This window comes from Bacillus sp. V5-8f (assembly GCF_002863565.1).
In the GTDB taxonomy this organism is placed as follows: Bacteria; Bacillota; Bacilli; order Bacillales; family DSM-1321; genus Peribacillus.
On record NZ_PGUW01000005.1, the window covers coordinates 157,647 to 172,413 of the forward strand.

At 44.4% G+C, this 14,767-nt stretch carries 12 protein-coding genes and 1 pseudogene; 1 reads left to right on the forward strand and 12 read right to left on the reverse strand.

The window, feature by feature from the left end; translation table 11 throughout:
- Positions 1 to 21: 21 nt before the first annotated feature.
- The 12 genes and pseudogenes from smc to CUU64_RS08435 all read right to left on the reverse strand — a co-directional run bounded on the left by smc (position 22) and on the right by CUU64_RS08435 (position 14,289).
- Positions 22 to 3,588: a chromosome segregation protein SMC gene (smc, locus tag CUU64_RS08380; protein ID WP_101633107.1), complete on the reverse strand. Its 3,567-nt coding sequence runs from the start codon at positions 3,586 to 3,588 to the stop codon at positions 22 to 24.
- Positions 3,589 to 3,722: 134 nt separating this feature from the next.
- Positions 3,723 to 4,451 carry a ribonuclease III gene (rnc, locus tag CUU64_RS08385; protein ID WP_101633108.1) on the reverse strand — a complete coding sequence of 243 codons (729 nt, stop codon included), beginning with the start codon at positions 4,449 to 4,451 and terminating at the stop codon, positions 3,723 to 3,725.
- A 153-nt stretch (positions 4,452 to 4,604) separates the two neighbouring features.
- Positions 4,605 to 4,838, reverse strand: coding sequence for an acyl carrier protein (locus CUU64_RS08390; RefSeq protein WP_117322683.1), 234 nt, complete (start codon positions 4,836 to 4,838; stop codon positions 4,605 to 4,607).
- A gap of 106 nt (positions 4,839 to 4,944) precedes the next feature.
- Positions 4,945 to 5,688: a 3-oxoacyl-[acyl-carrier-protein] reductase gene (fabG, locus tag CUU64_RS08395; protein ID WP_101633110.1), complete on the reverse strand. Its 744-nt coding sequence runs from the start codon at positions 5,686 to 5,688 to the stop codon at positions 4,945 to 4,947.
- Positions 5,685 to 6,632, reverse strand: coding sequence for an ACP S-malonyltransferase (gene fabD, locus CUU64_RS08400; protein ID WP_101633111.1), 948 nt, complete (start codon positions 6,630 to 6,632; stop codon positions 5,685 to 5,687). The genes fabG and fabD overlap by 4 nt, the downstream gene beginning before the upstream one ends.
- 3 nt (positions 6,633 to 6,635) lie before the next feature.
- On the reverse strand, positions 6,636 to 7,643 hold the full coding sequence (plsX, locus tag CUU64_RS08405) for a phosphate acyltransferase PlsX (protein ID WP_101633112.1): 1,008 nt from the start codon (positions 7,641 to 7,643) through the stop codon (positions 6,636 to 6,638).
- A complete protein-coding gene (gene fapR, locus CUU64_RS08410; protein ID WP_101633113.1) occupies positions 7,640 to 8,221 on the reverse strand; it encodes a transcription factor FapR in 582 nt (193 codons plus the stop codon). Before fapR ends, plsX begins: the two co-directional genes overlap by 4 nt.
- A 204-nt stretch (positions 8,222 to 8,425) precedes the next feature.
- Positions 8,426 to 10,474: an ATP-dependent DNA helicase RecG gene (gene recG / locus CUU64_RS08415; RefSeq protein ID WP_101633114.1), complete on the reverse strand. Its 2,049-nt coding sequence runs from the start codon at positions 10,472 to 10,474 to the stop codon at positions 8,426 to 8,428.
- Positions 10,471 to 11,355 carry an L-serine ammonia-lyase, iron-sulfur-dependent, subunit alpha gene (sdaAA, locus tag CUU64_RS08420; RefSeq protein ID WP_101633115.1) on the reverse strand — a complete coding sequence of 295 codons (885 nt, stop codon included), beginning with the start codon at positions 11,353 to 11,355 and terminating at the stop codon, positions 10,471 to 10,473. Before sdaAA ends, recG begins: the two co-directional genes overlap by 4 nt.
- Positions 11,356 to 11,411: 56 nt before the next feature.
- A pseudogene (gene sdaAB, locus CUU64_RS08425) lies at positions 11,412 to 12,074 on the reverse strand (L-serine ammonia-lyase, iron-sulfur-dependent subunit beta).
- Between the two features lie 151 nt (positions 12,075 to 12,225).
- On the reverse strand, positions 12,226 to 13,908 hold the full coding sequence (locus tag CUU64_RS08430; RefSeq protein ID WP_101633116.1) for a DAK2 domain-containing protein: 1,683 nt from the start codon (positions 13,906 to 13,908) through the stop codon (positions 12,226 to 12,228).
- Positions 13,909 to 13,926: 18 nt separating this feature from the next.
- Positions 13,927 to 14,289 (reverse strand): Asp23/Gls24 family envelope stress response protein, encoded by a 363-nt coding sequence (locus tag CUU64_RS08435; RefSeq protein ID WP_101633117.1) that lies wholly within the window; start codon positions 14,287 to 14,289, stop codon positions 13,927 to 13,929.
- Positions 14,290 to 14,539: 250 nt separating this feature from the next.
- On the opposite strand from CUU64_RS08435, the gene rpmB reads away from it, so the two are divergent.
- Complete coding sequence (gene rpmB, locus CUU64_RS08440) at positions 14,540 to 14,728, forward strand: 50S ribosomal protein L28 (RefSeq protein WP_101633118.1); 189 nt, start codon at positions 14,540 to 14,542, stop codon at positions 14,726 to 14,728.
- Positions 14,729 to 14,767 lie beyond the last annotated feature (39 nt).

The following is a 14,767-nucleotide window of genomic DNA, read 5'->3' on the forward strand; positions in this document are numbered from 1 at the left end:
TTTTTTCTCGATTATTTTATTCTAAGCCTTGGCAAATTCCTTCGTTTCCTCCAATCGCACCGACACGAGTTTTGATACCCCGGATTCCTGCATCGTAACACCATAAAGGACGTCCGCTTCCTCCATCGTGCCTTTGCGGTGGGTGATGACGATAAATTGTGTGTTAAAACTGAACCGCTTCAAATAATGGCTGAATCGGACGACATTTGCCTCATCTAGTGCAGCTTCCACTTCATCAAGGATACAAAACGGCACAGGCCGGACCTTGAGGATAGAAAACAAGAGCGCAATCGCCGTTAAGGCACGTTCTCCTCCAGACAATAGCCCCAGATTTTGCAGGTTTTTTCCTGGCGGCTGCGCGATGATTTCCACGCCAGTATTCAGTAAATCATCTGGATCAGTGAGCTTTAATTCCGCTCTCCCTCCCCCAAATAGCTCTCTAAATACTTGTCCAAATTGATCGTGTATTGCAAAAAAGCTATCAGCGAATCGGCGTGTCATTTCATCGTCCATCTCTTCGATTACTTGGAATAATGTGTCCTTGGCCTGCACAAGATCTTCTTTTTGTTCAATTAGAAATTTATATCGTTCTGAAACTCTGTCAAACTCGTCAATAGCACCTAGGTTCACTGTCCCAAGCTCTTCAATCGAAAGCTTGATTAACTTTACCTTTTTCCTCGCTTCCTCAGCAGAGATTTCCAGTGTGAATTTCTCTTTGGCCCCTTCAAATGAGAGGAGATACTCTTCTCTTAACTGGTCAAGGCGATTTTCCAATTCAACGTCCAAACGGTTCAATTTCACTTCTTCGTCTTTAACAACCTCGGAAATGCCTTTATACTGTCGCTTTAATTCCTTCAACACGAATCCAAGATTTTCCAGGTCTTCCTGGTAAACAGCCCGTTCTTCTTTGCTGGCAGCCAATAACTGCACGGTCCGGTTTTTTTCTTCCAACTTCTTCTTTGCCGCCAGTTCTAGCGATTCTTCACCACTGGAATTATCGGACATCTCATTTGTAAGCAATGAGAGATCTTCCTTTTGTTCGGTTAACCGCTCCACAACAAGAGATAAATCCCGTTCCAGTCGTTGATACTTTTCCTGTTGGTTTTGCAGCTGTTCACGCTTTGAGGCAAGCAAGACCCTTAACTCATTCGTTTCTTCAGCAAGGACTTCCTTGGATGACTGCTGCATTTTCTTTTGCTTCGTTAACTCTTCTATTTCAGCATCAAGATTTTTTGTTTCAGCATCACAGTTTTCCAAAATGGACTGCAAGGCATGGATCCTATTATTTTTATCGCGCTGTTCTTCTCTCAAGGATTTTTTATCTAAATCATAGAGATGAAGCCTCTCGTTTACATTTTTCTCCTCTATTTCCACCTCTCGGATTTCACCCTTAAGTGATTGTTCCTTTAAACGAAGACCTTCACCAGACTTTCTCATTTCTTCAATTTTATCGTCTTGTTTCGCTGTATCCAGTTTTAGCTGTTTTACATGCAATTCAAGTTTGCCAGTCTTGTCTTCCATGCCTGCGAGCTTATCCTTTAAATCCTCTAGTTCCCCTTTTCTGGAAAGCAAAGATGACCCCTTCTGTTTAAGGGAACCTCCCGTCATTGAACCTCCAGGATTTACGATATCACCATCAAATGTCACAAATCTATATTTATGCCCTACTAGAGTTGCTAACTCATTGGCCCCTTTTAAATCCTTTGTGATTACAACCGTTCCTAGAAGATTGGTAGCGATCTGCCTGTACCGGTCATGATATTTGATTAAATCTGCCGCACTTCCGATAAAGGAAGGATGGCCTTTCATTAATGACAGTTGGGAAGCGGGAATCTCCCGGCCTTTTACTACGGAAAGAGGAAGGAACGTAGCCCGGCCAAATCCATTTTTCTTCAAGTAGGCAATGGCCGTCCTGGCATGTTCTTCATTATCCATAACGATATGCTGCATTGCCCCCCCTAGCGCTGTCTCAATCGCTGTCTGGTACTCCTTTGGCACCGTAATCAGCTCGGCAATTGCGCCTTCAACACCTGGAAGCGAGCGGTTTTTTTGTTTTAAAACTTCTTTTACACCCTGGAAAAATCCGGTGTAGTCATCTTCCATTTCCTCGAGGATTTGCTTGCGGGATTTTGCCTGCTGCAAAAACTGCAGGGCTTGGTACAAAGTAGTTTCCTGCTTTTGGTAGTTCATTTTAAGCTGCTCAGACTTCCTCTGTTCTTGCCTATAAAGACGGACGTGCTCCTCAATCTGAAAATGCACATCCTCAAGCAATTTCTGGAGACTGGCCTTCTTATCTTCGATATCCTTCCTGGCTGCAAGAAATTTAGCATTATCCTCATCAAGCCGAGAATTTCTGTGTTCATGCATGCTTTGCTGCTGTTGCAGCATGTTGAGCTCATTTTTTGCAGTGGCCTGCTTGTTCAGCCATTCTATATAATCACTTTTCAGGGCTTCGATAGCCTCATCTAGATTGGCTTTGAACATACTTAAACTTTTTTGCTTCTCTGCCAGGCTTTTTTGCAAATTTTCCACTTCTGTAACCAGCCTGGAAAGATGTATTTCCTCCTGCCCCTTTTGTGCCGTTAATTCAACGATTCTTTTTTCGGCTTCTTCGATTGATTTCAGAAGCTGGTTTTTATTTTGGCTGGCGTTCTTCTTTCGTTCCTTTAGAACTTCTTTCCGCCCCTCTAGCTTTTCCAGCTCTTCACTGGCCTTAAGCAGTTGTTCATGAAGCAACGCAGCCTTCTGGTCAAGGGCGTTCATTTTATTCCGTATGTCTTCCACGCGAGCTTCTTTTTGCACAAGCTCACTTGACATCCTCGTCTCCAGGTGAGTATGCTCCTCCATTTCGCTTGAAAGCTTTTCCCACTTTTCATGGAGTGCCTCAATCTCAGATACAGTTAGTGCTACCTCAATTTTTTTCAGCTCCTCTTTTTTCTCGAGAAACTCTTTCGCAAGAGAGGACTGGATTTTCAGCGGCTCAACTTGTACCTCAAGTTCTGATAAAATATCGTTAACACGATTCAGGTTTTCCTGTGTTTCCGATAGTTTGCTTTCCGCTTTTTTCTTACGTGTTTTATATTTCAAAACCCCTGCTGCTTCCTCGAATATCACTCGTCTATCTTCCGATTTGCTGCTCAGGATTTCTTCAACCTTTCCCTGGCTAATAATGGAAAAGGCTTCACGCCCAAGCCCTGAATCCATGAATAAATCGATGATATCCTTCAGCCTGCAGGACTGTTTATTAATAAAAAATTCACTATCCCCGGATCTGTTCACCCGCCGTGTAACGCTCACTTCATGGAAATCGATCGGCAGCGAACTTGTGCTATTATCAAGCGTTAATGACACTTCTGCATAATTCAGGGCTTTCCTAGAGTCACTGCCTGCAAAAATGATATCTTCCATTTTAGTACCGCGAAGTGATTTTGCTGACTGCTCACCAAGTACCCATCGAATCGCATCCGTAATATTGCTCTTGCCACTTCCATTAGGCCCTACCACAGCTGTAACACCCGGAACAAAGTCTACAGAAATTTTTTCTGCGAATGATTTGAATCCTGCAACGTCCAAGCGTTTGAGGAACATTTCATTTCCCCCTTATCTATTAGAAAGAGCAAGCGCCCTGTTATCACGACCGTCGATTAACATTCACGTCCTGTAAGCAAAAGTGGACATATGCACAAAGAGCTTCCGAGAAACACTTCGCTGAGTTTTTGGAGTTAATCCCTTGGTTTGATCGCAATCAGTGCTTGCTGTGCTGCATTTTGTTCTGCTTCTTTTTTTGATTTGCCCGTACCGCTTCCCAATGTTTCACCATTTAACGTAACAGTTGAAACAAATTCCCGGTTGTGGGCCGGACCTTTTTCCTGAAGAATCCTATATTCCAACAATCCAGTTCCATCTCTTTGGACCAATTCCTGCAATTGGCTCTTATAATCCATCACATGAGAAAAAGCACCCTCGTCAATCTTAGGAAAAACGGTTTTTTGCAAAAACTGGACTACAATATCCAATCCCAAATCTAAATATAATGCACCAATGAATGCTTCAAAAACATCTGCAAGCAAAGCCGGGCGCTCCCTGCCGCCAGTTAATTCTTCACCTTTTCCCAACAGGACCAAATCCCCAAAGCAGAGGGAGTTGGCAAAGAAAACAAGCGAAGGCTCACAAACGATGGCAGCCCTGAGCTTTGTAAGTTCCCCTTCACTCATTAGCGGATATTTTTTAAATAAAAAATTAGAAATGGTAAGCTCCAAAACCGCGTCTCCTAAAAATTCTAGCCTTTCATTATCCTCATATGGCTTCCGGCGATGCTCATTCACATAGGATGAATGGGTAAATGCTTGCTTTAGCAGCTTTTCGTCACGAAACTGGATGCCTAATTTTTCCTGAAACTCTTTAAATGAATGTTCTGTTCCTTGTCTACGATTGGTTCCGTTCCTCCGCATAAAGCCCTCCGTAATTGTCAAAAAAATCAATTGTCAAAACTTCTTTAACCTGGCATACCGTTTGTTTGTTGCAGTATTATATTACCCAAATGTCGACATAAGAGAAAGCCCCGTTTAAAAAACGGAGCTTTCCGGCCCTCCTGAGAGCATTCATTACATAGTGCTTTGTATGTAATTCACAGCATCTCCAACTGTGACGATTTTTTCAGCATCATCATCTGAAATTTCCATTCCAAACTCGTCTTCCAGTTCCATAACCAATTCTACTACATCAAGTGAGTCAGCGCCCAGGTCTTCTTTAAATGAAGCTTCAGGCTTCACCTCAGACTCTTCAACACCCAAACGGTCCACAACGATTTTCGTTACTCTCTCAAGTACATCTGCCAATGCATTCACCTCCCCTCGGGGACATTATAGAGTATTTCGCTAAAATAATAAATAATTTGTTTATCTCAGCGAAAGAATCAACAAAGTCGAGCTTAGCGCAGTTGGGTTACATTACCATGCCACCATCTACATGAAGTGTTTGTCCCGTCATATAAGATCCAGCCTCAGAAGCAAGGAATGCCGTAACACCCGCGATATCCTGCGGATCACCAAAACGGGCCAGCGGAATTTGTTTCAACATAGCCTCTTTCACTTCCTCTGACAATTTATCTGTCATATCGGTGGAAATAAAGCCTGGCGCTACCGCATTTACGGTGATCCCCCTTGTTGCGAGCTCCTTGGCTGCGGTTTTCGTCAAACCAATAACTCCTGCCTTCGCTGCAACATAATTAGCTTGTCCGGGGTTTCCGCTCACACCTACGATTGAAGCGATGTTAATAATCCTCCCGCTTCTTTGCTTCATCATTTGGCGCGTGACAGCTTTCGTGCATAAAAAAACGCCCTTTAGATTCGTATTGATGACAGAATCCCACTCTTCTTCCTTCATTCTCATTAACAGGTTATCGCGGGTAATTCCCGCATTATTCACAAGAATATCAAGCGATCCAAACTCATCAATTACACTTTTCACCATAGATGTAACCGATTCTGCATTGGAAACGTCGCATTGGACAGCGATCGCGGATCGACCGATAACTTTAATTTCATCAACAACCTCGTTCGCTTTTGCCTCACTGCCAGAATAATTGACTGCAACATTTGCGCCCAGCCGCGCTAGTTCCAGCGCAATTGCACGGCCAATGCCTCTGGACGCCCCTGTAACAAGCGCTGCTTTTCCTTCAAGCGTCATACATTTGTCCCCCTCAATGCTTCAACTGTTTTTAGCAGGCTCTCTTCATCTGAAACAGAAAAGACCTTTGCTGAACGGTCAATTTTTTTAATTAAACCGCTCAGGACTTTCCCTGATCCCACTTCGATAAACATGTCCACTCCAAGAGACAGCATTTTCCTCACACTGTCTTCCCATAAAACGGGAGAATATAGCTGCTCGAGAAGCTTCTCTTTAATCTCTTCCGGCTTCTGGATCGGCATAGCAATTACATTAGAAATAACCGGTACGCTAGCCTCAACAACGGAAACGTTATCAAGCACTTCTTTGAGACGCGCTGCTGCTGGCTTCATTAACGAAGAATGGAACGGCCCGCTGACATCAAGAGGGATTGCACGCTTGGCACCCTTTTCCTTTGCGAGTTCACTCGCTTTTTTTACACCTTCTGCGCTGCCTGAAATCACAATCTGCCCAGGACAATTTATATTGGCAAGCTGAACCGGGTTTCCGCCCGCCGTTACTTCTTCAGCAATATCATGTAGAGGCTGGCGTTCCATCCCGAGGATTGCTGCCATAGTTCCTTGGCCGTTTGGTACAGCTTCCTCCATGAATTCACCGCGTTTCCTAACGGTATAAACTGCGTCTTTAAAACTTATGGCTCCTGATGCGACAAGTGCGGAATACTCCCCTAGGCTGTGTCCTGCCGTATAGTCTGGTTTGATTCCTGCCTCTGTCAGTGCCTGGAACAAAACGTAGCTTACCGTTAAAAGCGCAGGCTGTGCGTTTGTGGTTAAAGTAAGCTCCTCTTGAGGTCCGGTAAAAATCAATTGGGACAGCGGATAACCTAATTTTTCATCTGCTCTTTGGAAAACATCTTTCGCTTCCTGGGACTTTTCAAATAAATCTTTTCCCATTCCAACGGTTTGTGAACCCTGGCCCGGAAATACAAATGCGATTTTTCCCATTTTTTACTCACTTCCTTTACTAGTAAGGTAATCAGTGTCAATCATTGTGCTAATATTATTAATTACATCATGCCCGACCATTTCCCGCGTTTGCCTGATGGCATTAAAAATCGCGTTGGCATCAGAAGAGCCATGCGCTTTTATGACTGGTGCCTTCAATCCAAATAAACCAGCACCGCCGTATTCAGAATAATCCATTTGATTTTTGATGCCTTTTAGCTCGGGCTTCAAAGCGGCCGCGGCCAATTTGCTTTTCAAGTTCTGTGTTAGAGCCGTTTTCAGCATTGAAAAGACTGACATGGCTGTTCCTTCGATCGTTTTCAATACCATATTGCCGGTGAATCCGTCGGTAACAACGACATCTGCCGCTCCTTCCAACAAGTCCCTGGCCTCTACATTCCCTATGAAATGAATGTCGGCTTCTTTAAGCAGACTGAAAGCCTGTTTTGTCAGCTCATTGCCTTTTTTTTCTTCAGTCCCAATGTTCAACAGGCCAACACGCGGTGAGGCAATACCTCTTACATTCTGTGCATACACCGATCCCATGATGGCAAACTGCAGCAAATGCTCTGGCTTAGCATCAGAATTGGCTCCAACATCCAATAGTACAAACCCTTTTCCGTCAATTGTCGGGAGGGTCGGTGCAAGTGCAGGTCGTTCAATTCCTTCAATTCGTCCAACAACAAACAATCCTGACGCCATCAAGGCCCCGGTGTTTCCGGCAGAAATGCATGCATCGGCAGCCCCGTCGGCTACCTGTTGTGCAGCAAGTACCATTGATGCTGTTTTTTTTCGGCGGACAGCTCGAACCGGCTCATCTGTCGCCAATATTTTTTCTTCAGTATGTATGATAGAAATCCTTTCGCTATCTGTTAACACGTTTTTAATTTCCGTTTCGTTTCCGACGAGCAGGATTTCAACATCCGGGAATTTTTCCACCGCTTTGATTGCACCGAGTACGATTTCCTTTGGGGCATGGTCCCCACCCATTGCATCAATGGCTATTTTCATAGATCTTCATCCTTTTCTATATTCGAACGGAACATTTCAAATTCACCTTTAAAAACCAGTTCCGGACCGACAAAACTATTTACTTCCACAATCGTCCTGTCTCCGGGCGTTCCGGTAAATAAGACCTTGGCTTTTGCGACAACTCTTTCATTCTCTCTTACTGAACGGGAGAACAAAATATTGGCCTTTGCTGTCAGTGCCAGCTCATCATTTATTACGGCTACAGCAAGGGAATTGGCCTGGGCAAACAAATGATGGCCCCGTGCAATGCCGTTCCGTTTGAATACATGTTCTTTTTTTATATCTAAAATGGAAATGGCGCTCTCATCCAGATTTATATCAATGACTTCTCCGATCACCTCATCGATTGGAAGGGCGCGGATTTCGTCCTTGAACCTTTTTTCAGCAACACTTTTAATTCTTTCTCTCAGCTCAGGAATCGAAAGCTCCAGACGGTCGAGTCTGACTGTCTGGACACTCACAGAGTATCGATCAGCCAGCTCATCATCTGTTATGAAAGGATTTTCCTTAATGGTCTCCATCAACAGCCGCTGGCGCTCCTTCTTAGTCTTTCGCATATGAAGGTCACCATCCGTAGTATTATGACTAGGTACTAATAGTAGTATATATATATTAAAAATAGATTGCAATAAGAAAAGCGGAAGCGCCCCGACATATGAAACATCGGCACTAGCACGTCCTGTCCAACGGGGCTAAAAACTAAAACAACATTAAAATATAATCATTTCTTGTTTTGATAATCATTCTTGCAACCTTTTTTCTTAGTCCAGTTTTTCCCCGCTAAGTACGCCGGTTTGTTCGAGATACTGCCGGAGCGGACGGTATTCCGGCTCTGTCCAGAAGCTTTCTGAAGCAATCAGTTTTGCTGCGTCGTCCCGTGCCACTTCAAGCGCCCTGTAATCATGGACCATGTCGGCCACTTTGAATTCGGGAAGGCCGCTTTGCTTTTTCCCGAAGAAGTCTCCCGGTCCCCTCAGTTCAAGGTCTTTTTCCGATAAAACAAAACCATCATTTGTTTCAGTCATAATCTTCATGCGTTCTTTTCCAACTTCAGATTTAGGGTCAGCTAGCAAAATACAGTAGGATTGTTCGCTCCCCCTCCCCACTCGGCCGCGAAGCTGGTGAAGCTGGGCAAGACCGAACCGCTCGGCATCATATATGACCATCACGGTTGCGTTTGGGACATTTACCCCTACTTCCACTACGGTTGTAGATACTAGGACCTGCAGCTTATTTTCACTGAACTCCTTCATCACCGAATCCTTCTCATCCGCAGGAAGACGCCCATGCATCAACCCAACCTTAAATCTGCCATTATAATACTGGGTCAGGGCGGCATGAACATCGAGCGCGTTCTCGAGGTCAAGCTTTTCAGATTCTTCAATCAAAGGGCAAATGACATATGCCTGCCTGCCTTTACGAAGTTCCTTGTCGACAAATCCAAGAATCCTATCGAGCATATCGTGCTTTGCCCAATGAGTTTCGATTGCTTTCCTCCCTGCTGGCATTTCATCAATGATAGATACATCCATTTCGCCAAAAACCGTAATAGCCAGCGTCCTGGGTATCGGTGTTGCAGTCATGAACAGCACATCGGGATTCTCGCCTTTTTCCCGGAGCACCCTCCGTTGTTCTACCCCAAAACGATGCTGCTCGTCGGTTATGACCAATCCGAGGTTTTTGAAACCGACTTCATCTTGTATTAATGCGTGCGTGCCTATCAGAATTTCAATTTCACCTTTTTGTACGGACTCAAGGATTTCCCTGCGCTTTTTCCCCTTCACGGAACTGGTCAGCAGCGCGGTTTTTATGCCGGCTGATGCCAGCATGGAATGAAGGGATACTGCATGCTGCTCCGCCAGAATTTCAGTGGGGACCATAAGAGCACCCTGGTACCCTGCCGTAACAGTTGCAAAAAGCGCTATCGCAGCAACCACGGTTTTCCCAGATCCAACATCACCCTGAAGAAGCCTGTTCATCCTGTATGGGGATTTCATATCTGACAATATTTCATTGACTACCCGTTTCTGGGCATTTGTCAGCGGAAATGGCAAGAAATGAATGAATTCTTTTAAACGGTCCAGATTGTATGATTGCTTGATTCCTTTGGATTGTTCTCTTTGGACTTTTCGGATCGCCTGCATTTTCAGCTGGAAGAATAAAAATTCTTCATAAACAAATCGCCTTCTTGCATGCTTTACATCCTGGGCGGAGGTTGGGAAATGCATGGCTAGCAGAGCATCCTTCCGTGGGGGGAGCTTGTAATTGCGCAAAAATTCTGTGGGCAGGTTTTCTTCAATGTACTGCCCGTATTGTGAAAAAGCATTGTTAATATAGCGCCGCAGGCTTTTTACTGTTATGTTTCCTTTTATTGAATAAACCGGTTCAAACTCCTTCTCATTATTGTACGGGCCAATCCGGCATTCACTTCCATTAATGCTTTGGCGATGGCGGTCCCATTTGCCTGTAACGGTTACGATATCTCCAATATTCATCTTGTTTTTAAGATAAGGCTGATTGAAGTAGGTTACGGTAATTAGGTATCTTCCGACAAGAAGCTTAAAGGTTAGCCGGGATTTCTTTTTGCCAAAGTAACCAAGAGTCGGCTGGCTGTGTACTTTCCCTTCAACAGTAACCCGTTCGTCATGGCCCACTGTCTCCAGGTCTTTCAATCTATAGTCTTCATACCGGTACGGAAGATGCTCCAGAAGGTCCCCTACCGTATGGATATTCATGTCATGAAGGGAAACTGCCGTCTCATCTCCTATGCCTTTAATAGCTGTCACTGGATCTTGTATTCTTGTTATCACTTTTTCTTAAGCGGCAGCCCGTAGATTTTCGCCTCCAGCTCCCTGCCTGTCGGAGTAGCCGCTAACCCTCCTTGCGCCGTTTCTCGTAATGCAGACGGCATTGATTGGCCGATTTTGAACATTGCCCCGATTACTTCATCACAGGGAATTCGGCTTGTAATCCCCGCCAATGCCATATCTGCCGCAACCATTGCGTTTGCTGCTCCCATAGCATTCCGTTTTACGCATGGTACCTCTACAAGCCCGGCGACCGGGTCGCAAACGAGACCAAGCATATTTTTCAAGGTAATCGCCATGGCCTCAGCACTTTGGGAAGGGGTGCCGCCGGCCATCTCCACAATTGCAGCCGCTGCCATTCCAGCTGCGGAACCAACCTCAGCCTGGCAGCCGCCCGCGGCGCCCGAAATAGAAGCGTTGTTTGCCACGACAAATCCAAAAGCCCCTGCCGTGAATAAAAACTCAAGCTTTTGTTCCCTTGTTGGGTTTAGCTTTTGTGCCACAGCAAATAATGTTCCCGGTACCACACCGGCCGAACCTGCGGTGGGAGTTGCACAGATCGTTCCCATCGCTGCATTCACTTCATTCGTCGCAACAGCCTTGCTGACTGCATCTAGAAGCAGCTCCCCTGAAAGGTAATTTCCCTTTCGGATATACTCCTGGAGCAATACGGCATCCCCGCCTGTAAGCCCGGAATGTGATTTCACCCCGCGCAGGCCTCTTTCGACCGCTTTTTCCATCACATTTAGATTGGTTTCCATCTGACTAAAGATTTCCTCGCGGGTTTTTGCTGACACCTCCATTTCTTGCTCAATCATGATTTGTGATATCTTCACATTCTTTGATTCTGCTAATTCAACCAGTTCAGCTACATTGCGGAACATGGATTGTCCTCCCCTCCAGTTTTTATTTCTGGAATACAATTTTATTTTTGCAGTTTTTAATCCACTATTCTTGAAACCTGGATAATGTTTTGGAGTGCAGCAATTTCGTCCAGTATCGTTTGATCTATATATTGGTCCACCTCAATGGTCATTAATGCCACTTTCCCTTTTTCTTTACGTGAAACGTCCATTTGTCCAATGTTGATTTGGTACCTGGCTAACACATTCGAAACGTTCGCAATCGCACCATAACGATCGTTATGCACAACAAGTATGGCGGGATTATGCCCGGAAAGCCTTAATACAAAACCGTTCAATTCGACAATCTCGATTTTGCCGCCTCCGATTGAGATGCCTGCTATTTCCATCTCCTCTTTATCATCGCCCATTGTGATTTTTACCGTGTTCGGATGGTATGTGATCGCTTCTTCCTCGATAAATTTTATTTTTATTTTTCTTTGTTTGGCTATTTTAAGAGAGTCTTTTATTCTATCATCATACGTATCGAAATCGAGCAAGCCTCCTACGATTGCCACATCTGTCCCGTGGCCCTTATAGGTTTTTGCAAAAGAACCATATTACGAAATGGATGCCCATTTCGGTTCCCTTCCGAATAAACCCCTTGCAACCCTGCCAATCCTCGCAGCTCCAGCTGTATGGGAACTGGATGGACCAATCATCACAGGGCCGATAATGTCAAATACGCTTTTATATTTCATGGCCTGCCTCCTGGCTATTAAAATGTCATGGCGAAAAAAGGGATTACAGCCCCTTACTATACTATATGACATTAACTGCTCATCTTTATCATACACCAATACAATAAGAAACTGCACGGCCAAATGGCGCGTGCAGTTATTGCTTGCAGAATTATTCAATAGAAAAAATAAATGAATATAGCGGCTGGTTCCCATTATGGACTTCTAATTCTGCATCTTCAAATGTCTCTTCACAATATGAAACCAATTCATCCAGTTCTTCCTCGGTTATATCTTCCCCGTATAGGATGGTGAGAATTTCAGAGTCCTCATCCATCATATTCGATAACAGTTCTTTTGCCGCCTGCACCTTGTTTTTGTTTTTTACCTGGATTTTACCCTCGGCGAGACCCATGAAATCACCTGTTTCAATTTCGAGGCCCTCAATGCTTGTATCGCGCACGGCGTAAGTGATCTGGCCTGTTTTTACATGGGACAGGGCTTCCCTCATTGCTTCTTCATTATCTTCAGGGGATAAAGCCGGATTGAATGCTAACAGGGCGGCCATCCCTTGTGGGACTGTTTTGGAAGGAATTACGAAGACATTTCCTTCGATTACCTCGGCGGCCTGCTGGGCAGCCATGATAATGTTTTTGTTATTAGGCAGAATAATGACATTGCTTGCATTGGTCTCTTCTACCGCTTTGACGATATCCTCCGTACTCGGGTTCATCGTTTGTCCACCCTCAATCACGGAGCTTGCGCCTATGCTTTTAAATAACTCGCTAATTCCTGACCCCATCGCAACGGATACTACCCCATATTGTGCTTTTTCCTGTGGCGGGTTTTGCTGATCAGCCGTTAAGGCCGCATGCGTTTTCCCAACAATGTTTGAATGCTGTTCACGCATGTTTTCGATCTTAAGCTTGATCAGGCTTCCGTATTGCTGGCCATAGTTTAAGCAACTGCCAGGCTCTTCGGAATGGATATGCACTTTCACGACTTCATCATCGGAAATAACCAATAACGAGTCACCAAATTCACTTAATTCTTGACGGAAGGCCTCTTCATCGAAAGGTTTTTTGGCAAGCTTCGCTGCTTCCAATTTCACCATGAATTCCGTACAATAACCGTAGACAATATCTACCGTATTAATATGGCCTTGAACGTTCATATGATGTTCAGCGCTGACAAGTTCATCCATGCTTGGCTTATTTGTCGGTGTTTCTGGAAGCTTCTCGCCTTTAAGCTCCGCTAAGAAACCTTCATAAACAAGTACCAGTCCCTGTCCGCCGCTGTCCACTACGCCGACTTCCTTTAAAACAGGAAGAAGATCAGGCGTACGATTAAGCGATGCTTTTGCTTCCTTAAGGATATCCTCCATTACAAGGATGATATCGTTCTGTTTCTTCGCCGAAATTACAGCTTGTTTGGCCGCATCCTTGGCAACTGTCAATATCGTGCCCTCCACAGGCTTCATGACAGCTTTATAAGCAGTTTCCACTCCCGCTTCAAAGGCACCGGCAAATTCCTGGCTGTCTATGGAAGCTTTATTTTCAATCGATTTCGAAAAGCCGCGGAATAACTGCGACAGGATTACGCCCGAATTGCCCCGGGCGCCCATCAGCAAGCCCCTTGATAAAGAAGCCCCTACTTTCCCGATATGCTCCTGCACATTATTTTGAACTTCCTTTGCGCCGGAAGTCATCGACAAATTCATATTTGTCCCGGTATCACCATCCGGTACTGGGAAAACGTTCAAAGCATCAACCATTTTTGCATTGGCTGCCAAATGGTTAGCACCTTGTATGATCATTTCCGCAAAACGTTTTCCATCTATGCTTGTAATTGACACTAAACTTTCCTCCTAGTCCTAAGGGTTCGTTACACGGACTCCCTGTACAAAGATGTTAACGGAGTCAACAGCTAAGCCGACCGTTTTATCCAGGGTGTACTTCACTTTTGATTGGACATTATGCGCAACCTCGGAAATTTTCGTTCCGTAGCTCACGATTATGAACATATCAATATGTACTTCGTCATTTTCTTGGCGAACGATGACACCCTTAGTGAAGTTCTCTCTTCTCAATATTTCCGCGATGCCGTCCTTCAATTGCTTTTTCGAGGCCATTCCCACTATTCCGTAACAATCGACAGCCGCTCCACCTGCAATAGTCGCAATAACATCGTTAGATATATCAATTTGCCCGAATTTCGTTTGCAATTCAATAGACATACTGCGTTCCCCCTTCTCTCAAATCTCCTTAGCTACAGACATTTTACTATATTGTCCCTTGTTTTAAAAGAAATAGTCGCACGTATACTAATAAATCAATTGTCATCAACTGATGTCAAGGTTTTTTTCTTTAATGGTTTGCATCACAAGTATTGCAATCTCTCAGGGGATATGATAAATTATTAAAGTATTTCTATTAAGACTTAAGATATTTTGAAACTTAAGCTTTCGGTAGTAAGGAGGGAAAAGAATGGCACGTCAATGTGTGATCACAGGAAGAAAAACTCGTTCCGGTAACAAACGCTCTCACGCAATGAACGCAAACAAGCGTACATGGGGCGCTAACCTTCAAAAAGTGCGTATTTTAGTTAACGGTAAACCTAAACGTGTATACGTATCTGCAAGAGCCCTTAAATCTGGCAAAGTGGAACGCGTATAATGTTCATGGCATCCTTTTTATTAGGATGCCTTTTATTTT